The organism is Kitasatospora fiedleri, assembly GCF_948472415.1.
Lineage (GTDB): Bacteria > Actinomycetota > Actinomycetes > Streptomycetales > Streptomycetaceae > Kitasatospora > Kitasatospora fiedleri.
In genome coordinates, this window is record NZ_OX419519.1 from 4,270,412 (window position 1) to 4,292,090 (window position 21,679).

10 protein-coding genes, 3 rRNA genes and 1 pseudogene are annotated in these 21,679 nt (G+C 70.7%); 11 read left to right on the forward strand and 3 right to left on the reverse strand.

The features are described 5' to 3' along the window. Nucleotides 1-56: 56 nt before the first annotated feature. Together QMQ26_RS19820 and QMQ26_RS19825 are read right to left on the reverse strand one after the other, a co-directional pair. Complete coding sequence (locus QMQ26_RS19820) at nt 57-2,054, reverse strand: sigma-70 family RNA polymerase sigma factor (protein ID WP_282202192.1); 1,998 nt, start codon at nt 2,052-2,054, stop codon at nt 57-59. A 353-nt stretch (nt 2,055-2,407) separates the two neighbouring features. Beyond that, nucleotides 2,408-3,250, reverse strand: coding sequence for a TetR/AcrR family transcriptional regulator (locus QMQ26_RS19825; RefSeq protein ID WP_100836872.1), 843 nt, complete (start codon nt 3,248-3,250; stop codon nt 2,408-2,410). A 759-nt stretch (nt 3,251-4,009) separates the two neighbouring features. Between QMQ26_RS19825 and QMQ26_RS19830 the strand changes: the two genes are divergently transcribed. From QMQ26_RS19830 to rrf, 5 genes and pseudogenes are all read left to right on the forward strand, one after another. Beyond that, nucleotides 4,010-5,284: an NAD(P)/FAD-dependent oxidoreductase gene (locus QMQ26_RS19830; RefSeq protein WP_282206570.1), complete on the forward strand. Its 1,275-nt coding sequence runs from the start codon at nt 4,010-4,012 to the stop codon at nt 5,282-5,284. A gap of 286 nt (nt 5,285-5,570) precedes the next feature. Beyond that, a pseudogene (locus QMQ26_RS19835) lies at nt 5,571-6,794 on the forward strand (PP2C family protein-serine/threonine phosphatase); the annotation flags it as partial. 546 nt (nt 6,795-7,340) lie between these two features. Beyond that, nucleotides 7,341-8,857: ribosomal RNA gene (locus QMQ26_RS19840) — 16S ribosomal RNA — on the forward strand. A 278-nt stretch (nt 8,858-9,135) separates the two neighbouring features. Next, a 23S ribosomal RNA gene (locus QMQ26_RS19845) occupies nt 9,136-12,245 on the forward strand. A gap of 76 nt (nt 12,246-12,321) precedes the next feature. Beyond that, a 5S ribosomal RNA gene (gene rrf / locus QMQ26_RS19850) occupies nt 12,322-12,438 on the forward strand. Together the 16S, 23S and 5S rRNA genes form the textbook arrangement of a ribosomal RNA operon. A gap of 81 nt (nt 12,439-12,519) precedes the next feature. Here rrf and QMQ26_RS19855 read toward each other — a convergent pair. Further along, a complete protein-coding gene (locus QMQ26_RS19855; RefSeq protein ID WP_282202193.1) occupies nt 12,520-13,968 on the reverse strand; it encodes an FAD-dependent monooxygenase in 1,449 nt (482 codons plus the stop codon). Between the two features lie 93 nt (nt 13,969-14,061). Between QMQ26_RS19855 and QMQ26_RS19860 the strand changes: the two genes are divergently transcribed. The 6 genes from QMQ26_RS19860 (at nt 14,062) to pstS (ending at nt 21,664) form a co-directional block, all read left to right on the forward strand. Beyond that, nucleotides 14,062-14,712, forward strand: coding sequence for a TetR/AcrR family transcriptional regulator C-terminal domain-containing protein (locus tag QMQ26_RS19860; RefSeq protein WP_100836868.1), 651 nt, complete (start codon nt 14,062-14,064; stop codon nt 14,710-14,712). Between the two features lie 114 nt (nt 14,713-14,826). Further along, nucleotides 14,827-15,747 carry a mycothiol synthase gene (gene mshD, locus QMQ26_RS19865; protein WP_282202194.1) on the forward strand — a complete coding sequence of 307 codons (921 nt, stop codon included), beginning with the start codon at nt 14,827-14,829 and terminating at the stop codon, nt 15,745-15,747. Between the two features lie 285 nt (nt 15,748-16,032). Beyond that, nucleotides 16,033-18,519: an RNA degradosome polyphosphate kinase gene (locus QMQ26_RS19870; protein ID WP_282202195.1), complete on the forward strand. Its 2,487-nt coding sequence runs from the start codon at nt 16,033-16,035 to the stop codon at nt 18,517-18,519. 112 nt (nt 18,520-18,631) lie between these two features. Continuing rightward, on the forward strand, nt 18,632-19,705 hold the full coding sequence (locus QMQ26_RS19875; protein WP_282202196.1) for a CHAD domain-containing protein: 1,074 nt from the start codon (nt 18,632-18,634) through the stop codon (nt 19,703-19,705). Nucleotides 19,706-19,758: 53 nt separating this feature from the next. Then, nucleotides 19,759-20,265 carry an NUDIX hydrolase gene (locus QMQ26_RS19880; protein WP_100838549.1) on the forward strand — a complete coding sequence of 169 codons (507 nt, stop codon included), beginning with the start codon at nt 19,759-19,761 and terminating at the stop codon, nt 20,263-20,265. 253 nt (nt 20,266-20,518) lie between these two features. Beyond that, complete coding sequence (gene pstS, locus QMQ26_RS19885; RefSeq protein ID WP_282202197.1) at nt 20,519-21,664, forward strand: phosphate ABC transporter substrate-binding protein PstS; 1,146 nt, start codon at nt 20,519-20,521, stop codon at nt 21,662-21,664. The last annotated feature ends 15 nt before the right edge of the window (nt 21,665-21,679 follow it).

Genomic DNA, 21,679 nt, shown 5'->3' on the forward strand with positions numbered 1-21,679 from the left:
CACGCCCGCCCGGCCGTCGCACCCGACTGCCCGGCCGCCCGGCCGAACCGCCGGGCTCAGCAGGTGATCCGGGCCTGCGCCCAGTCCGCCAGGTCGATCACCGGCAGCGAGCCGCGGACCGGGGTGACCACCAGGCGGATCGACGTCCGGCCGTCCAGCGGGACGTGCACCGGCACCGGGCGGTCGCCCGCGGACATCCGGGGGGAGCTCCACAGCACCTGCCCGTCCTCGTCCTGCACCGAGAAGACCGCCTCGCCGTAGCTCACGCCGAAGTCGTCCAGCCCCGCGACGGCGTCGAAGGACCGGCAGGCGCGGTTCAGGTCCACGGTCACCCGGGACGGCACCGGGGCCGCCAGCACGTGCGCGTAGCGGGTGCCGTGCAGCCAGGCCGCGGGCCGTTGCAGGACCTGGCCGCCGCGGACGGTCGGGGTGTCGGGGACGGCGCGCCGGCCCCGGTCCAGCGGCAGCTCGTCCAGCCAGAACTGGCGCGCGGTCACCACCGGGGGCGTCGGGGTGGGCGTCGGCGTCGGGCTCGGGGTGGGCGTCGGGGACGGCGGCGGCACCTGCCGCGGGGTCGGCGTCGGCGTCGGGGACGGCTTCGGCTTCGGCTTGGGCGTCGGGGACGGGGTCGGGGTGGGCTTCGGCGTGGGCGTGCGGCTCGGCGTCGGGGTGGGTGTCGGTGTCGGCGTCGGCGCGGGGGACGGCGTCGGACGCGGGGCCGGGGCCGGGGCCGGCGGGGGAGCCTGCGGTGCCGTGACCACCGGCGGGGCCGCCACCGCGGGCGCGGGCTCCGGCGAACCGGTCAGCGCGAACGCGGCGACCGCCGCCGCGACGACGGCGATCCCGGCCGCGATCCCGGCCTTCGCGGCGGTGCCGAGTCCCTCCCCGGCCGCTGCCGCCGCCCCGCCACCGGACGAACCGGCGCCCCCGGCCGCCCCCGCGGCCGTCGCCGCCCCGGTGCTCGCCGCACCGCCGGCCACCGCCGCGCCGCCCACGGCCGCCCCGGTGACGGCGGCGCCGCCGACCGCCGCGGCCGCCACCGCGAACCAGCCGCTGCCGACCCAGAGCAGCGCGCCGCCGGGCAGCACCGCCCGCAGGCCGTGGTTGATGTCGGCGAGCTCCAGGTACGCGGCGGTGCAGCGGGTGCAGTCCTGGACGTGCTTGCCGACCTCCGCCGAGGCGCGCTTGCGCAGCGAGCCGCGGGCGTACGCGCCGAGCCGGTTGGCGTACCCGGCGCAGCCGGACTCCTGGCTGCCGGAGACGTGCGCCTGGAGGAACGCGGCGGCCAGCCGGTCGCGCGCCCGGTGGGCCTGGACGGCGGTGGCGTTGGCGGTCTTGCCGAGCATCACCGCGACCGTCTTGGGCGACTCCCGCTCCACCTCGGTGTGCCAGAGCACCACCCGGTCGTCCTCGGGCAGTTCGGCGTACGCGCGCATCACCATCCGCTGGTCGGCCAGGGCCAGCGCCCAGGCGTCCGCGCCCGGGTCGGCGAGGTCGAACTCGACGGTGGCGGCGGAGGCTTCGGCGAAGCCGGTGAAGTCGTCGACCAACTGCTCCCGGCGGTCCGAGCGGGCCCAGGCGGCGGCCACGTTGCGCACCGCCGTCAACAGGTAGGCCCGGACGGCGAACTCGGGCCCCTTGCCGGCCTTGAGCGCCTGCAGGGTGCGGGCGAACACCTCGCCCGCCAGGTCCTCCGCGGTGAAGCTGTCCCGGCAGCAGGTCCGGGCGTAGCGGCGGACGGCGTCCGCGTGCCGGCGGTAGATCTCCTCGTACGCGGCGTCGTCCCCGGCCCGCACCAGGGCGGTCAACTCGGAGTCGGAGGGCGGCCGTTCGCCGTCCACCGGGTCGGCGGGGGCGGGCACCACGGCGCGGGACGGGAGCTCCTCGCCGATGAACGCCTCGGGGGCGACCCCGCCCCGTCCGGCCGGGGCCTGGCCGGGCACCCGGCCGGTCAGCGACTCGCGGGCCGGGCTGCCGCCCTGGTCCGGCACCTGGCCGGGCGTCTCCAGGCCGGAGCCGAACTCGCCCGCGTCGCCCTGCTCGTCGGGGTTCACCGGGCCCCGCCCCGCCGCACGGCGCACGGCCCGGGCCGCCCCTCGGATTCGACGGCGGTCACGGTGCGCAACGGGACAATGGCTCCAACCACGGGCAAAGAATGGCATAGCGCGGCGACCACCGGTAGCCGGGTCCGCCCCGTCCCACCCGTCCGGGCCGCCGCTCGCGGACCTGTTCGAACCTCGACCGCGCAAGCACCGCGCGTACCCGGAACGTTCCGCGCGCCCCCGGCCGGGGCGTCGCGCCGGGCGTCGGCCCGTCACCCGAACGGCGCGTCCCGGCCGCTCCCGGGAACCCGCCCGCCGGACGGGCGCCCGCACGGTGCGTCAGAACGACCGCGCACCGGGCGGGTTCAGGCCGCGCGCAGGCCCTGGAGCAGGATCTGCAGCAGCCGGTGCCCGGCCCCGCCCTCCGGCTCGCCCTCCCGCACCGGGACGGCCGCGGAGGCGTGCACCGGCACCGCGGCCGTCAGCACCAGCACCACGTCGGCCACCGTCACCCCGGGCCGCAGCTCGCCGGCCGCGCCCGCCCGGGCCACCAGCGCCGCCAGCAACTGCAGCAGCAGCCGCGGATCGGCGCTCTGCTCGCCCTCGGCGACCGGCGCGCCGCCGAACGCCCGCAGCTCGGTGCCGCGCTGCTCGGGCACCCGGCCGATCTCCTCGGCGTACCGGAACGCCTCCGGCGGCAGCAGCCGCCCCGCGCCGGAGGCCGCCGCCCGCTGCAGGAAGCCCGCCAGCGCGTCCCACGGGCCGGTCAGCCCGCCGTACAGCGACTCCCGGGCCTGCGCGGTCAGCCAGGACACCTCCTCGGCGGCGATCCGCTGGACCAGCACCTCCTTGCTGGGGAACCGCCGGTACACGGTGCCCACGCCGACCCCGGCCCGCCGGGCGACCTCCTCCATCGGGGCCCCGTAGCCGAGTTCGCCGAACACCTCGCGGGCGGCCCGCAGCACGCTCTCCAGGTTCCGCCGGGCGTCCACCCGCAGCCGCGAGCCCGCTCCGCGTCCGGACTCGCCCTGGCGTTCGCGTTCGCGCTCACGTTCGCGCTCATGTTCGCGTCCGCGCTCACGTTCACCGGGCGGAAAGGCGTACCGCTCCCGCTCGCCAGGACCGCGCTGCTCCGGCACCACGTCCACCGCGGCCCTCCCGAACGCCGCGACCGGCACCCGGCCCGCGACCTGATCCTGCTCCGACATGCCAAACCTCCCCCGGGGCACCCCGTCCCGGGTACCCGAACGGCTACTGCGCCCCCTGGTGTGCGCCGCCGACACCGGCCGTGGTCCGACGTCCGCGCACTACCTTCCCCTGATGGCTCCCGTGCAGTCGCGTCGACGCCACCAGGTCCAGGGCGAACGGACCGGCGCCATTGGCGGTCCGAAGCACAATCCGACCATAGTTCAAGGAAGTTCGCCGCAGAAGTGCACCACTGATCGCCCCGGACCGGTCCGACCCGGCCCCCACGTGCGGACAAATCCCCGCACGCCCCCGCCGCGGACCCACGTGAGACGAATCACAGCCCGATCATCGGGCCGGACGACGCCCCCATTCACCCCGACTTGCCTTCCTTTGCCGGACCTTGACGAGCCGTCAGTTCGAACTGCCCCGCTCCGCCCCGCTCCGACCCGCCGGCCGGGCGATCGGACGTGCGAACGGACGAAAGCCCGGGCGAACGGTCGGACGTACACATTCCCGCCCCCCGCCCCCGCTCTCCGCACCACCCCGCCCGCCCCCGCGGAAGACGCCCCGCCCGGCCCCGCAACCCCGGCGGCCCCCGCTTTCCCGGCCGGATTCGGACCGATCCGGCCCTGACTGTGGACAAGAGCCCACCACCGGGTGCGTCATAGGGGGAACGTGAAACGGGTCACAGCACCAGGGCCGGCCGGAGGTGCCCCATTCGAGTCCTGATCATCGGCGGAGGCTGCGCCGGACTGAGTTCCGCGCTGCGCCTCCAGCAACTGCTGCGCGACCGGCTGAGAACCCGTCGGATCGAACTGACGATCGTCGAACCGCAGCCCTACCTGACGTTCCAGCCGCTGCTGGCCGAGGTCGCCGCCGGCACCATCGACCCGCGCCACGTGGTGGTCCCGCTGCGCACCGCGCTCCCCGACTGCCGGGTGCTCACCGCCCGAGTCACCAGGATCGACCACGCCACCCGCACCGCCTGGGTGGACGCCGCCCCGCGCGGCGAACTCCGGCTGCCCACCGAAGTCCGCTACGACGTCCTGGTGATGGCCCCAGGCTCGGTCTCCCGCACCGCCCCCGTCCCCGGCCTCGCCGAGCACGGCATGGGCTTCGCCACCGTCGGCGAGGCGGTCGCCCTGCGCAACCACGTCCTGGAACAGCTCGACCTGGCCTCCTCCACCCGCGATCCCGAACTCCGCCACGCCGCACTGACGTTCGTCTTCGTCGGCGCCGGCTACGCGGGCGTCGGCGCCCTCGCCGAACTGGAGGACATGGCCCGCACCGCCACCAAGGGCTACCACAACCTCGACCCCGACGACCTGCGCTGGATACTGGTCGAGGCCAAGGACCGCATCCTCGGCGAGGAGACCCCCGAACTCGCCGCCCACACCCTCGCCGAACTGCGCGAACGCAACATCGACGTCCGGCTCTCCACCACCCTGGAGTCCGCCGCCGACCAGCGCATGCTGCTCTCCGACGGCAGCCGCTTCGCCGCCCGCACCCTGGTCTGGACGGCCGGCATCCGCCCCGCCCCCGTCCTCGCCCTCACCGACCTCCCGCTCGACGCCGCCGGCCGGATCACCTGCCTGCCCACCCTGCGGATCGCCACCCCCGACGGCCTCCCGCTGCCCGACGCCTGGGCCGCCGGCGACTGCGCCGCCGTCCCCGACCACACCGGCGAACCCTGCGCCCCCAACGCCCAGCACGCCCTCGCCCAGGCCAGACTGCTCGCCGAGAACCTGGCCGCGGAGCTGGCCGGCCGACCCCTCACCGCCTACCGGCCCGAAGACCCCGCCTGCTCCACCTCGCTCGGCCTGCACCGCGCCGTCGCCCACACCCGCCGCGGCACCCGCCTCACCGGCCGCCGCGCCTGGTGGCTGCACCGCGTCCGCCAGCTGCGCCGCCTCCCCACCCGGGAGCGCCGGATCAGGGTGCTGACGGACTGGCTGTTCGGCGGCCTCTTCCCCCGCGAGGTGGTCGCCCTGGGCACCATCGAGCATCCCCGGGCCGAGTTCGAGTCCGGCTTCACCACCGGCCCCGGCACCTGACGCCCACACCGCCTCAGTCTTCCTCCTCCGCCTTCTTCCTCCGTCTTCTTCCTCCGTCTTCTTCCTTCGCCTTCGCCCGTCGTACGGGAGTGCACCACCGGCGCGCACCTCACCGAACGCGCCGTACCGATGGCACGACTTCCGGAATCACCCCGGAGCCTGACAGGATCGACCCCGGTGGAACCATTACGGCGAGTGCGGACCCGCGTACGCATGGTGATCATCACACCGCAACTGCCCGCCGACCGGCACCACCTCCCATCAGTCCCCGAGGAAGCGGCCAACGTTGGACCTCATGCGCTGGAGCGCCCGGCTCACCGGAGCCGCCTGGCGGGCCACCCCCGCCACCGTGGACGAACCCGTCACCGTTCCCGCCCCGCGCGACCCGGCCGCCCCCTGCCCCGGCCCCCACGACGCCGAACAGCCCTACGACTTCCGCGACGTCCTGCGCCGGCTGCCCGCCCCCGTCGCCCTCACCCACGGCCCCCACCACCAACTCGGCTACGCCAACCGGGCCTACCGCGACCTGTTCGGCGCCCGCACCCCCGGCCGCCCCGCCGCCGAGTCGCTCCCCGAACTCGCCACCCTCGGCGTCCTCCCGCTGCTCGACCAGGTCCTGCGCAGCGGACGCCCGCGCAGCGTGAAGTCCCGCTGCATCCTCGGCCTCGGCGGCAACCGCTACTACAACATCGCCTGCGTCCCGCTCGGCCCCGACGAACACGCCACCCCCACCGGCGTCCTGGTCTTCGCCACCGAGGTCACCGACCAGGTCCAGTCCGCCGGCCGCCTCCGCGAAGCCGAACGCCGCCAACGCGAGGCCGCCGTCACCCTCCAGCACAGCCTCCTCCCGCAGAAACTCGAACAGCCCGCCGACCTCCACGTCGCCGCCACCTACCAACCCGGCGGAGCCGACGCCGCGGTCGGCGGCGACTGGTACGACGTCATCGGCCTCGGCGGCGGACGCACCGCCCTGGTCATCGGCGACGTCATGGGCCGCGGCCTGCGCGCCGCCGCCGTCATGGGCCAGCTCCGCACCGCCGTCCGCGCCTACGCCCGCCTCGACCTCCCCCCGCACGAGGTGATGACCCTCCTCGACGGCCTCGCCATGGAGATCGACGCCAACCAGATCGCCACCTGCACCTACGCCGTCTGGGACCCGGCCGCCACCACCCTCGTCTACGCCTCCGCCGGCCACCTCCCGCTCCTCCTCCGCAGCCCCGACGGCACCGTCCTGCGCGGCGAGGAACAGAACGGCCCACCCCTCGGCACCGGCGGCGCCGGCCACCTCTCCCACACCCTCCGCCTCCTCCCCGGCACCACCGGCGTCCTCTACACCGACGGCCTGGTCGAACGCCGCGACCAGGACATCGACCAGGGCATCGACCACCTCGCCCACACCCTCACCGGCCCGGTCAGCACCCCCGACACCGTCTGCTCCCGCCTCCTGCGCGCCCTGGGCGTCACCGCCGAGCACGACGACGACGTCGCGATCCTGGTCTTCCAGGTGCCGCCCGCCGGCACCACTTGATCCCGGGCCCCCAGGTATGTACAGTTCTTCGAGTTGCCTGACAGGGAGCACCGAGCACGCGTCTGCGTGGACGGTCCCGGGGCGGCCAATCCCCTGAGAAACAAACCGCTGCATCCGTGACGGGTCGCGTCTCTTTCGCGTCCCCGTTCGTATTCGGCGTGCGCTTTTTCGGAGATTGCGGCCGATTCGCTTTTCGGAGCGGGGATCGGCTAGAGTTTGAAACGTCGGAAGGGCCGTCAGGCCGCAGAAGACGAAAGCGAGTCGGGAAAGAGCACGAGCTCGGATCTGATAAGCTGGGAACACGAAAGAACGAAGCGCCCGGAGATGCGGCCGGAAGGCCGGTCGAAGGAAGCGTCCGTTCCTTGAGAACTCAACAGCGTGCCAAAAGTCAACGCCAGATATGTTGACATCCCCGGCCTCGACTCTGTTCGGGGTTGGAGATTCCTTTTGAAGTAAAACACTAGCGAGGACGCAGTGCGCGGGGCCGCCCTATTCCGGTGGTTGCCGTGCCGCTCTTTCGTGGAAGCATTCACGGAGAGTTTGATCCTGGCTCAGGACGAACGCTGGCGGCGTGCTTAACACATGCAAGTCGAACGGTGAAGCCCTTCGGGGTGGATCAGTGGCGAACGGGTGAGTAACACGTGGGGAATCTGCCCTGAACTCTGGGACAAGCCTTGGAAACGAGGTCTAATACCGGATACGACCTTCTCCTGCATGGGGGTTGGTGGAAAGCTCCGGCGGTTCAGGATGATCCCGCGGCCTATCAGCTTGTTGGTGGGGTAATGGCCTACCAAGGCGACGACGGGTAGCCGGCCTGAGAGGGCGACCGGCCACACTGGGACTGAGACACGGCCCAGACTCCTACGGGAGGCAGCAGTGGGGAATATTGCACAATGGGCGGAAGCCTGATGCAGCGACGCCGCGTGAGGGATGACGGCCTTCGGGTTGTAAACCTCTTTCAGCAGGGAAGAAGCGCAAGTGACGGTACCTGCAGAAGAAGCACCGGCTAACTACGTGCCAGCAGCCGCGGTAATACGTAGGGTGCGAGCGTTGTCCGGAATTATTGGGCGTAAAGAGCTCGTAGGCGGCCTGTCGCGTCGGATGTGAAAGCCCGGGGCTTAACCCCGGGTCTGCATTCGATACGGGCAGGCTGGAGTGTGGTAGGGGAGATCGGAATTCCTGGTGTAGCGGTGAAATGCGCAGATATCAGGAGGAACACCGGTGGCGAAGGCGGATCTCTGGGCCATTACTGACGCTGAGGAGCGAAAGCGTGGGGAGCGAACAGGATTAGATACCCTGGTAGTCCACGCCGTAAACGTTGGGAACTAGGTGTTGGCGACATTCCACGTCGTCGGTGCCGCAGCTAACGCATTAAGTTCCCCGCCTGGGGAGTACGGCCGCAAGGCTAAAACTCAAAGGAATTGACGGGGGCCCGCACAAGCAGCGGAGCATGTGGCTTAATTCGACGCAACGCGAAGAACCTTACCAAGGCTTGACATACACCGGAAACGTCCAGAGATGGGCGCCCCCTTGTGGTCGGTGTACAGGTGGTGCATGGTTGTCGTCAGCTCGTGTCGTGAGATGTTGGGTTAAGTCCCGCAACGAGCGCAACCCTTGTTCTGTGTTGCCAGCGAGTAATGTCGGGGACTCACAGGAGACTGCCGGGGTCAACTCGGAGGAAGGTGGGGACGACGTCAAATCATCATGCCCCTTATGTCTTGGGCTGCACACGTGCTACAATGGCCGGTACAAAGGGCTGCGATGCCGCGAGGCGGAGCGAATCCCAAAAAGCCGGTCTCAGTTCGGATTGGGGTCTGCAACTCGACCCCATGAAGTTGGAGTTGCTAGTAATCGCAGATCAGCATGCTGCGGTGAATACGTTCCCGGGCCTTGTACACACCGCCCGTCACGTCACGAAAGTCGGTAACACCCGAAGCCGGTGGCCTAACCCGCAAGGGGAGGAGCCGTCGAAGGTGGGACCAGCGATTGGGACGAAGTCGTAACAAGGTAGCCGTACCGGAAGGTGCGGCTGGATCACCTCCTTTCTAAGGAGCGCATAGCCGCTTGCGAGCGCATGTCTCGCACGGTTGCTCATGGGTGGAACGTTGACTATTCGGCACGATGGACGAGACGAGCGGTAGTACTGCTTCGGCGTGGAAAACGCATCGTCAGGTCATCGTGTCGGGCACGTTGTTGGGTCCTGAGGGAACGGCTTTGTCGTTGTCTCATGGATGCCGGCCTCAGGCGAGGCCTCCCGTGAGGGTGGTTGCGTGTGGGTGTCTGGTCGTTGTTTGAGAACTGCACAGTGGACGCGAGCATCTGTGGCCAAGTTTTTAAGGGCGCACGGTGGATGCCTTGGCACCAGGAACCGATGAAGGACGTGGGAGGCCGCGATAGGCCCCGGGGAGCTGTCAACCGAGCTTTGATCCGGGGGTGTCCGAATGGGGAAACCCGGCAGTCGTCATGGGCTGTCACCCATACCTGAACACATAGGGTATGTGGAGGGAACGCGGGGAAGTGAAACATCTCAGTACCCGCAGGAAGAGAAAACAACCGTGATTCCGGGAGTAGTGGCGAGCGAAACCGGATGAGGCTAAACCGTTGTGGTGTGAGACCCGGCAGGGGTTGCCATAGCGGGGTTGTGGGAGTGAGCTTGATCGGTCTGCCGGCCGGTCGGCGAGTCAGAAACCGTTGGTGTAGTCGAAGGACATGCGAAAGGTCCGGCGTAGAGGGTAAGACCCCCGTAGACGAAACATCAGCGGCTTGCTTGCTCATTTCCCAAGTAGCACGGGGCCCGAGAAATCCCGTGTGAATCTGGCGGGACCACCCGCTAAGCCTAAATATTCCCTGGTGACCGATAGCGGATAGTACCGTGAGGGAATGGTGAAAAGTACCGCGGGAGCGGAGTGAAATAGTACCTGAAACCGTGTGCCTACAAGCCGTGGGGGCAGTCCTTTGGGGCTGTGACTGCGTGCCTTTTGAAGAATGAGCCTGCGAGTTTGCGGTGTGTAGCGAGGTTAACCCGTGTGGGGTAGCCGTAGCGAAAGCGAGTCCGAATAGGGCACCCAGAGTTGCATGCCCAAGACCCGAAGCGGAGTGATCTAGCCATGGGCAGGTTGAAGCGCGGGTAAGACCGTGTGGAGGACCGAACCCACCAGGGTTGAAAACCTGGGGGATGACCTGTGGTTAGGGGTGAAAGGCCAATCAAACTCCGTGATAGCTGGTTCTCCCCGAAATGCATTTAGGTGCAGCGTCGCGTGTTTCTTGCCGGAGGTAGAGCACTGGATAGGCGATGGGCCTTACCGGGTTACTGACCTTAGCCAAACTCCGAATGCCGGTAAGTGAGAGCGCGGCAGTGAGACTGTGGGGGATAAGCTCCATGGTCGAGAGGGAAACAGCCCAGAACACCGACTAAGGTCCCTAAGCGTGTGCTAAGTGGGAAAGGATGTGGAGTCGCAGAGACAACCAGGAGGTTGGCTTAGAAGCAGCCACCCTTGAAAGAGTGCGTAATAGCTCACTGGTCAAGTGATTCCGCGCCGACAATGTAGCGGGGCTCAAGCACATCACCGAAGTCGTGTCATTGCAGCAATACTCCCAACGGAGGCTGTGATGGGTAGGGGAGCGTCGTGTGCCGGGTGAAGCAGCCGAGGAATCGAGTTGTGGACGGTTCACGAGTGAGAATGCAGGCATGAGTAGCGATACAAGAGTGGGAAACTCTTGCGCCGATTGACCAAGGGTTCCTGGGTCAAGCTGATCTGCCCAGGGTAAGTCGGGACCTAAGGCGAGGCCGACAGGCGTAGTCGATGGACAACGGGTTGATATTCCCGTACCCGCTTTGAAGCGCCAACGTCGAACCTCTTGATGCTAAGCCCGTGAAGCCGGCCCGGAGTCTTCGGACAAAGGGACGTGGTGGAGCCGGTGACCCAACGGGGTAGTAGGTGAGCGATGGGGTGACGCAGGAAGGTAGTCCAGCCCGGGCGGTGGTTGTCCCGGGGTAAGGGTGTAGGACGTTGCGTAGGCAAATCCGCGTGACACGAAGTCTGAGACCTGATGCCGAGCCGATTGTGGTGAAGTGGATGATCCTATGCTGTCGAGAAAAGCCTCTAGCGAGTTTCATGGCGGCCCGTACCCTAAACCGACTCAGGTGGTCTGGTAGAGAATACCGAGGCGTTCGGGTGAACTGTGGTTAAGGAACTCGGCAAAATGCCCCCGTAACTTCGGGAGAAGGGGGGCCATTGCTGGTGACGGGACTTCGCTCCCTGAGCTGGTGGTGGCCGCAGAGACCAGCGAGAAGCGACTGTTTACTAAAAACACAGGTCCGTGCGAAGCCGTAAGGCGATGTATACGGACTGACGCCTGCCCGGTGCTGGAACGTTAAGGGGACCGGTTAGTCTAGTTTCGACTAGGCGAAGCTGAGAACTTAAGCGCCAGTAAACGGCGGTGGTAACTATAACCATCCTAAGGTAGCGAAATTCCTTGTCGGGTAAGTTCCGACCTGCACGAATGGCGTAACGACTTCTCGACTGTCTCAACCACAGGCCCGGTGAAATTGCATTACGAGTAAAGATGCTCGTTTCGCGCAGCAGGACGGAAAGACCCCGGGACCTTTACTATAGCTTGATATTGGTGTTCGGTTCGGCTTGTGTAGGATAGGTGGGAGACTGTGAGACTCGGACGCCAGTTCGGGTGGAGTCGCCGTTGAAATACCACTCTGGTCGTGCTGGATGTCTAACCTGGGTCCGTGATCCGGATCAGGGACAGTGTCTGGTGGGTAGTTTAACTGGGGCGGTTGCCTCCTAAAGGGTAACGGAGGCGCCCAAAGGTTCCCTCAGCCTGGTTGGCAATCAGGTGTTGAGTGTAAGTGCACAAGGGAGCTTGACTGTGAGACTGACGGGTCGAGCAGGTACGAAAGTAGGGACTAGTGATCCGGCGGTGGCTTGTGGAAGCGCCGTCGCTCAACGGATAAAAGGTACCCCGGGGATAACAGGCTGATCTTCCCCAAGAGTCCATATCGACGGGATGGTTTGGCACCTCGATGTCGGCTCGTCGCATCCTGGGGCTGGAGTAGGTCCCAAGGGTTGGGCTGTTCGCCCATTAAAGCGGTACGCGAGCTGGGTTTAGAACGTCGTGAGACAGTTCGGTCCCTATCCGCTGTGCGCGTAGGAGTGTTGAGAAGGGCTGTCCCTAGTACGAGAGGACCGGGACGGACGAACCTCTGGTGTGCCAGTTGTCCTGCCAAGGGCATGGCTGGTTGGCTACGTTCGGGAGGGATAACCGCTGAAAGCATCTAAGCGGGAAGCCTGCTTCGAGATGAGCACTCCCACCTCCTTGAGAGGGTAAGGCTCCCAGTAGACGACTGGGTTGATAGGCCGGATATGGAAGCCCTGTGAGGGGTGGAGTTGACCGGTACTAATAGGCCGAGGGCTTGTCCTCAGTTGCTCGCGTCCACTGTGTTGTTCTGAAACAACGACCCCCGCGTCATGGCGGGCGGTGCACAGTTTCATAGTGTTTCGGTGGTCATAGCGTGAGGGAAACGCCCGGTTACATTCCGAACCCGGAAGCTAAGCCTCACAGCGCCGATGGTACTGCAGGGGGGACCCTGTGGGAGAGTAGGACGCCGCCGAACAATCTTTCAAGGAAAGGGCTCCAGCCTGATGGCTGGGGCCCTTTCTGCATTTCCGGAACGGAACTGGTCTCGGCCGCCGCGTCAGTCGGAGAGGCCGAGGAGGGCCAGGTAGGGGGCGAGGTCGGCGGCGTTCCGGGTGACGAGGCCGAGGTAGCCGTCGGGGCGGATCAGGTACAGGGTCGGGTGGTCGGTGGCGGGGCCGTAGGCGTCGTGGCGGAGGGCGCGGACGCCCGCGGGGACGGCGGGGGGTTCGGCGGCGGTGGCGATGAGGGTGGCGTGGGTGCCGCGCAGGGCGTCGAACAGGCGGGTGCCGTCGGGGAGGTGGGCGTCGGGGGCGCGGTCGCCGGCCTGGAGGGCGTCCTCGGGAGCGGACTCGCGGTGGTCGACGCTGAGCGGGCCGCCGCGGTAGCCGACGGCGAGTTGGTCGGTGTCCTTGCCGCGCTGGGCGCGTCGGCGGTCGGTGCCGGGCTGTCCGGCGAGCGGGCCGGCCCGGTGGATCGAGGTGCTGATGTCGAGGACGTCGGCGGCGACGGGCAGCCGTTCGGCCTGGTAGCTGTCGAGCAGGAGTTCGGCGTCGGCGTCGTGCCGCAGCAGGTGGGCGAGCTTCCAGCCGAGGTTGTACGCGTCCTGGACGCTGGTGTTGAGCCCCTGGCCACCGGCGGGGGAGTGGACGTGCGCGGCGTCGCCGGCGAGCAGCACCCGGCCGATCCGGAAGCGTTCGGCGAGTGCGGCCCGGGGCCGGAAGTCGGAGGCCCAGCGGATCTCGGTGACGGCGTCCGGGCCGAGGTGGGTGCGGGCGGCGACGACGGCCCGTATGCCGTCCGGGCTGGTGTCGGGTTCGCCGTCCTCGTACTGGGCGTACAGCTGGAAGTCGTCGGTGCCGGGCATCGGGCACAGGGCCAGGGGGCCGCCGGGGGCCTGCGGGAAGACGTGCCAGTGCTCCCGGTCGAGCCCGGTGAGCCGGAGGTCCGCGACGAGGGAGGGCCGGGGGTCGACGGTCTCGCCGATCATCGGGACGCCCAGGGACCGGCGGACGGTCGACCGGCCGCCGTCCGCGGCCACCAGGTAGCGGGCGGTGACAGTGCCGATTCCGGTGATCTCGGCGGTCACGCCGGTGTCGTCCTGGGTGAAGCCGGTCAGCTCGGTGCCGAACCGCACGTCGCCGCCGAGTTCCCGGAGCCGGGTGTACAGGATCTCCTGGGTGCGCCACTGCGGGACCATCCAGGTCTCGGGGTGCGGCACCTGCTCGGTCGCGGTGGCGGCCGGGGTCAGGGCGAACGGTTCCCCGGGCCGTCCGTCGGTCCAGGGCAGCATCGGGGGGTAGGGCCGGCCCGCGGCCCGGATCTCGGCGAGCACGCCGAGGTCCTCGAATATCTCCAGGGTCCGGGGTTGCAGTCCCTTGCCCCGGGAGCCGGGGAACAGCGCCGGGGCCCGCTCGACCAGCAGGGCCGGGACGTCGCGGCGGGCGAGTTCGCAGGCCAGGGTGAGGCCGGTCGGGCCGGCACCGGCGATCAGGACGTCCGGGTGCATCGCGCTCTCCTTAACGTCGTTAAGTTGGGATGGTTCCGAGCCTGTCCTTAACGGTGTTAAATTGTCAAGCGCCGAGAACCCGGAAGGCAGGCCATGGCACCGAAACTGGATCGCGCGCAGGTGGTCGACGCCGCCCTGCGGCTGCTCGACGAGGTCGGCCTGGAGGGCCTGACCCTGCGCCGGATCGCCACCGAACTCGACTGCAAGGCACCGGCGTTGTACTGGCACTTCGCCAACAAGCAGGCGCTGCTGGACGAACTCGCCACCGAGATGATCCGGCGCATGGTCGCGGCCGGCGAGCCGCCCGTCGCCGAGACCCCGTGGCAGCGGCAACTCGCCCTGACCTGCCGCACCCTGCGTCGCACGCTGCTGGCCCACCGGGACGGCGCCAAGGTGTTCAGCGGCACCCGGCTGACCGACTTCGGGCACACCGACCGCTTCGAGGGGCAGCTCGGGTCCTTCGTCCGGGCCGGGTTCACCCTCTCCGAGGCGGTCGAGGCGTACTTCACCGCGTACACCTTCACCGTCGGCTTCGTGATCGAGGAACAGGCCGTGCACCCGATGCCGGGCGAGCGGACGCCCGGCTACGACCCGGCCGACCGCGCCGAGCGGATCGGGCCGGACCGGCCGCTGTCCGCCGCCGCCGGCGCTGACCTGTTCACCGACTACGAGCGCCGCTTCGAGCGCGGCCTCGCCATCGTCACGGCCGGCATCGAGGTGCTGCACGCCGAGCAGCCGCGCTGAGCCGACGCCCCGACGCCCTGGCCCCGGCACCGGGCCCCGGCGCCCCGGCACCGGCGTCCGCCGCCGTCCCGGACTCCCCGCTGAACGCGGGGCGGAGAACGTAGGCTCGCCGGTATGCAGACTTCTGAGAACACGTCAGGCGAGGGCCGGGTCGAGCGGGTCGAGGTGCTGACGGAGGGGCAGGCCGGGGCGGTGCGCGAGCTGCTCGCGGCGGCGGCCGGGGCGGACGGGCGGGAGGCGGTCTCGGAGGCCGGCCGGCTGCGGATCAGGCCGGACAGCCCGCGCGAGGGCGTGCGGCACCTGGTGCAGTCGGCCGGCGGGGCGGTGGTCGGCTACGCGCAGGTCGAGGGCGAGCGGCCGGGGACGGTGGAGCTGACGGTGGCCCCGGCCGAGCGCGGCCGGGGCCTGGGCGGCGCGCTGGTACGCGAGGTGCTGGCCGGGGCCGACGGCGGGCTGGACTTCTGGGCGCACGGCGGCCTGCCGGCCGCCCGGCACCTGGCCGGGGCGCACGGGGCGGTGCTGGTGCGCGAGCTGCGGCAGATGCGGCGCACCGCGGCGGCCCCGGACGCGGTGCCGCTGCCCGCGGGCGTCGAGCTGCGGACCTTCGAGCCGGGCCGGGACGAGGCGGCCTGGCTGGCGTTGAACGCGCTGGCGTTCGCGCACCACCCGGAGCAGGGCGCGTGGACGGAGCGCGACCTGGCGGAGCGGATCGCCGAGCCGTGGTTCGACCCGAAGGGCTTCTTCCTGGCGGAGCGGGACGGCCGGCTGGTGGGCTTCCACTGGACGAAGACCCAGCCGGACGGACTGGGCGAGGTGTACGTCGTGGGGGTGGATCCGGCGGAGCAGGGTAATGGCCTGGGGAGGGCGTTGACGGCGGTGGGTCTGCGGCACCTGATCCTGGAGCGCGGCCTGCCGACGGTGATGCTGTACGTGGACGCGGACAACGCGGCGGCTGTCCGGGTGTACGAGCGGCTCGGGTTCGACGTCCACGAGGTCGACCTGATGTACCGGTGGGAGCCGTCCGGTCCGCGCTGAGCTGGGCGGACGCGGACGGGAGGGAGGAACCGCCGGCGGCCACGGGGGCGACCGACTCAGCTTTCCTCCTGGCCATGCGGTGTTTACCGTGGATTCAATCGGCGCCGCGAAGATCACAGAATGTCGTCCGTATTGCCGCGTCCGCGTCACCGCTCCACCCCCCGCCCGTCCGGGCGGGTTCCGGCGTCCCCGGGCGGGTGGACGTGGGTCGACGAGGACGAGCAGCCTGCGGAGTCATGCCCTTCGCCCCACCGGGGCCGCGTCCTGCAGGAGGAGCTGGAACCCATGAGCATCCCCCGCCCCGTCTCCGACTCGGCCGATCCGGCCGAGCGCAGCAGTGAGCAGAAGCCGGCCGTGCGGTCGGGTGTGAGGTCCGGGTCCGGCGCCGGTGCCGGTGGCGGCAGAGCCGCCGCCGGCAAGGACACCGGCGGCAAGGAGTCCGCCAAGGACGCCAAGGAGGCGAAGCCGCGTCCGGCGTCGGCGCGCGGCAGGACCCGGGCGGCCGGTGCCAAGGCGGTGGAGGCCAAGGCCCCGGCCGAGGCGTCCCCCGCGGTGCCGGCGGAGCCGGTGCGGGCCGCGACGGCGCTGCCCACGGCGGTCTCGGCGGCCTTCCCGGCGGGCACCGCAAGCGCCGCGGGCACCGCAAGCACCGCGAACGCCGCGAACGCCGCGGCCGACGGTCGGGGCCCGGAGGAGGCGGAACTGCCGCAGGGCCGGTTCCTGGACCGCGAGCGCAGTTGGCTGGCGTTCAACGAGCGGGTGCTGGAGCTCGCGGAGGACCCGAACATCCCGCTGCTGGAGCGGGCCAAGTTCCTGGCGATCTTCGCGTCCAACCTGGACGAGTTCTTCATGGTGCGGGTGGCCGGCCTCAAGCGCCGGATCGCCACCGGCGTGGCGCAGCGCTCGGCGTCGGGGCACCAGCCGCGCGAGGTGCTGGACCTGATCTGGCGCCGTTCGCGCGAGCTGATGGCGCGTCACGCGGCGACCTTCCAGCAGGAGGTGCTGCCGGACCTGGCGGCCGAGGGCATCGAGCTGGTGCGCTGGCCGGACCTGGCGGAGGCCGAGCAGGCCCGGCTGCACACGCTGTTCCGGCAGCAGATCTTCCCCGTGCTGACGCCGCTGGCGGTCGACCCGGCGCACCCGTTCCCGTACATATCGGGGCTGTCGCTGAACCTGGCGGTGGTGGTGCGCAACCCGGTGTCGGGGCACAAGCACTTCGCCCGGGTGAAGGTGCCGCAGTCGCTGTCCCGCTTCCTGGAGGCGTCGCCGCAGCGGTACGTGCCGCTGGAGGACGTGATGGGGGCGCACCTGGAGGAGCTGTTCCCGGGGATGGAGGTGCTCGCCCACCACGCGTTCCGGGTCACCCGCAACGAGGACCTGGAGGTGGAGGAGGACGACACCGAGAACATCCTGAAGGCGCTGGAGAAGGAGCTGATGCGGCGCCGGTTCGGGCCGCCGGTGCGCCTGGAGGTCGAGGAGTCGATCGACCCGTACATCCTGGACCTGCTGGTGCGGGAGCTGAACATCACCGAGGCGGAGGTCTTCCCGCTGCCCGGGCCGCTGGACCTGACCGGGCTGTTCGGGATCGCCGACCTGGACCGGCCGGAGCTGCGGTACCCGAAGTTCGTGGCGGGCACGGCGCGCGGGCTGACCGACGTGGAGTCGGCGACGCTGCCGGACATCTTCGGGGCGATGCGCGAGCGGGACGTGCTGCTGCACCACCCGTACGACTCGTTCTCCACCTCGGTACAGGCGTTCCTGGAGCAGGCCGCGGCCGACCCGCACGTGCTGGCGATCAAGCAGACGCTGTACCGGACCTCCGGCGACTCGCCGATCGTTGACGCGCTGATCGACGCGGCGGAGTCCGGCAAGCAGGTGCTGGTGCTGGTGGAGATCAAGGCGCGCTTCGACGAGCAGGCGAACATCAAGTGGGCCCGGAAGCTGGAGGAGTCCGGCTGCCACGTGGTGTACGGCCTGGTCGGGCTGAAGACGCACTGCAAGCTGTCGCTGGTGGTCCGCCAGGAGGGCGACACGCTGCGCCGGTACTCGCACGTCGGCACCGGCAACTACCACCCGAAGACGGCCCGGCTGTACGAGGACCTGGGCCTGCTGACGGCGGACCCGCAGGTCGGCGCGGACCTGTCGGACCTGTTCAACCGGCTGTCGGGGTACTCGCGGCGCGAGTCGTACCGGCGGCTGCTGACCGCGCCGCGCGGGCTGCGCGACGGCCTGGTGGCGCGGATCAACGGGGAGATCGCGCACCACCGGGCCGGGCGGCCGGCCTTCGTCCGGATCAAGGTCAACTCGATCGTCGACGAGGTGGTGATCGACGCGCTGTACCGGGCCTCGCAGGCCGGGGTGCCGGTGGACGTGTGGGTGCGCGGCATCTGCGCGATCCGGCCGGGCGTGCCGGGGCTGAGCGAGAACGTCCGGGTGCGGTCGATACTCGGGCGGTTCCTGGAGCACTCGCGGGTGTTCGTGTTCGGCAACGGCGGCGACCCGGAGGTGTGGATCGGCAGCGCCGACATGATGCACCGCAACCTGGACCGCCGGATCGAGGCGCTGGTGCGGGTCACCGACCCGGCGCACCGGGCCGAGCTGAACGGGCTGCTGGACCTGGGCGTCTCCGAGGAGACCGACTCCTGGCACCTGGGCGCCGACGGCACCTGGACCCGGCACGCGCAGGACGCCGAGGGGCGGCCGCTGCGCCACGTCCAGGACCTGCTGATCGACTCGCGCCGCCGCAACCGCGGCTCCGCCGCCGCGCGCTGAGCGGCACCCCGCCCGCGCCGGGAGCGTCCCGGCGCGGGCGGACTGCACGCCCCGGGGCACGCCCGGGGACCCCGGGGCAGGCCCGGGGAGGGAATCGGGGAGAGCCACAGCCATGACCGATGCGCCGACGACGGCCCCGGCGGCGCGCGCCGCGACCGCCGGGGAGGTCCTTGCCGGCTACCTGACCGCCCAGGCGGGCGCGTTCCTGCGCGCCCTGCCGCAGGCGGTCGGCGAGGCGGGGTCCAGACCGGCGGCGCTGCCGGCGTCGGCGCAGGCGGCGGCCGACCTGCTGCGGGCGGTGCGCCGGATCGGCGGGGCGCTGCACACCTTCGCGGCGGCGTTCGAGGCGCAGTGGGCGCGGGAGTCGCGCACCGAGCTGCGCTGGCTGCTCGACCTGCTGGACCAGGAGCCGGGCTACCAGCGGCGGGCGACCCGGCTGCTGGAGGCGCTGGACTCGCTGGCCGACACCTCCCCGGAGGGGGCGGGCATGCTGGCCGGGCACGCGGGCGCGCCCAAGGCCCGGGCGCTGCTGGAGCGGCAGCTGACGCTGGCCCGGAGCCGGGCGCACACCGCGCTGCTGCAGGAGCTGCGCTCGGCCCGGCTGCACGCGCTGGCGGACCGGATGACGCTGCTGGCCGGGGAGGTGCCGCTGGCGGCCCCGGCGGCCGCGGAGCCGGCGGCGGCGCTGCTGCCGGCGACCGGGGCGGCGCTGGCGGCGCTGCTGGGGGCGGGCGAGCGGCTGCCGTGGCAGCGGGCGGCGCGGGCGTACGGCGGGGCGGGGCTGCACCGGCTGGGGCCGGTGCGGGAGGCGCCGCCGGGCGCGGTGCCGGCGGCGCGGGCCCCGGCGGACGCGGACGCGGCGCTGGCGGCGGACGACGCGCCGTGGCTGCGGGCCCGGGTCCTGGTGAAGCGGGCCAGGTACGCGCTGGAGGTGTGCGGGGCGCCGGGCGCGGGCCTGGCGGAGCTGGACGGGGTGCTGGCGCGCCACCAGGAGGCGTCGGACGCGGCGGCGACGGTGGCGACGGCGGCACGCACGCCGCGGATCACCCCGGCGACGGCGTACGTGCTGGGGGTGGTGCACGCCGACCAGCGTTTGGAGGTGGAGGCGGCCCGGTACGCTTTCGGGCGCCAGTGGCCGGGGGTGGTGCCCGGGCTGGCCGGTCCGGTGGCGGTGCCGTCGGACTGAGCCCCCCGTTTCCCCGCCCCCTGTTCCCCGCCCGGATGGACCGCGTGCCGCAGATGCCCGACCGCCCCTCGGCGCCCGACCGTGCCCCGGCCCGGTCGGGCGGTTCCCGCACCGACCGCCGCCCGGCGGCGGGTCCCCGTTCGACGGTGCTGGCGGCGGGGGCGGTGCTCTGGGTGCCTGGGCCGCCGAAGAAGGGCGGCAAGGGGCGCAAGAAGCCGCGGATCGCGCTGGTGCACCGGCCGAAGTACGACGACTGGAGCCTGCCGAAGGGGAAGCTGGAGCCGGGGGAGGGCTGGCTGGCGGCGGCGCGGCGCGAGGTGCGGGAGGAGACCGGGATGCGCTGCGTGCTGGGGCCGGAGCTGCCGGCCCAGCACTACCTGGTGCAGGGCCGGCCGAAGGAGGTCCGGTACTGGTCGGCGGTGCCGGCGGGCGGCTCGTTCCGGCCCAACCGGGAGGTGGACCGGCTGGAGTGGCTGCCGCCGCGGCGGGCCCGGGAGCGGCTGACGCACCCGCGCGACCGGGTGCTGGTGGACGCGCTGCTGGAGCTGCTGCTCGGCTGAGCGGGGCCGCGGCCGTCGGGGTGGTCCGTCCGGGCCGTCCGGGTGATCCGGCCGCGCCCCCGCCGTGACGAAACCGTTACTACCTGCCGCAGTTTCCTGACGTCCCTTCGAGGTTCACTCCCCGTTCATGTGTGACCGGCTGACGCGTCACCTGTCCTGCCTAACTTCTGGGTTACCGGAGGGCCGAAAGGGCCCCGGACCACAGCAAAACCGGTCGTTCCGAGACCGGCATTGCCTCAGAAAGGGACACCCAGTGAACCTGCGGAACGGCCGCTCCAAGGCCCTCGCCATCGGTGCCGTCGCGCTCGTCTCCACGCTGTCGCTCTCGGCGTGCGGTACGGACGACAACACCTCGAACACCACCTCGGGCGCCTCCTCGTCCGCCGGTGGCTCGACGGCGGCCGCGGCCAAGATCGCCTGTGCCGACAAGGGCGGCCAGCTGCTGGCCGCGGGTTCGACCGCGCAGACCCCGGCCATCGACGTCTGGAAGGCCGCTTACAGCGCCGCCTGCTCCAGCGCCACCCTGACCTACGGCGGCGGCGGTTCCGGTGCCGGTGTGACCCAGTTCAACCAGGGCAAGATCGCCTTCGCGGGCTCCGACTCCGCCCTGAAGCCGGCCGAGGTCGACGCCTCGAAGCAGGTCTGCGCCGGCGGCCAGGCGATCGACCTGCCGATGGTCGGCGGCCTGATCTCGATCGTCTACAACGTGGACGGCGCCGACAAGCTGGTCCTGGACGGCCCGACCCTGGCGAAGATCTTCGACTCGCAGATCACCAAGTGGAACGACCCGGCGATCGCCGCCCTGAACCCGGGCGTCACCCTGCCGGACGCCGCGATCCAGGCGATCCACCGCTCGGACGACTCCGGCACCACCGCCAACCTGACCGGCTACCTGGCCAAGGCCGGCGGCGGCGCCTGGAAGTACCCGGCCGCCAAGACCTGGGCGGGCCAGGGCGGCCAGTCCGCGAACGGCTCCGCCGGTGTCGCGGCCCAGGTGAAGCAGGTCAAGAACTCGATCTCCTACGTCGAGCTCTCCTACGCCCAGACCAACAAGCTGACCAGCGCGCTGATCAACACCGGCGCCGCCAAGCCGGTCGAGGCCACCGCCGCCAACGCCGCCGCCACCCTGGCCGCCGCCAAGGTCGTCGGCACCGGTGCCGACCTGGCGCTGGACATCGACTACGCGACCAAGGCCGAGGGCAACTACCCGCTGACCCTGGTCACCTACGAGATCGTCTGCGACAAGGGCAACAAGGCCGACAGCCTGCCGATCCTGAAGTCCTTCCTGAACTACACCGTCAGCGACGGCGGCCAGCAGGCCATCGGCGCGGTCGGCTACGTGCCGCTGCCGGCCGAGCTCGCCGCCAAGGTCAAGACCCAGATCGACGCCCTGGCCTGAGCCCGGGCACAGCGA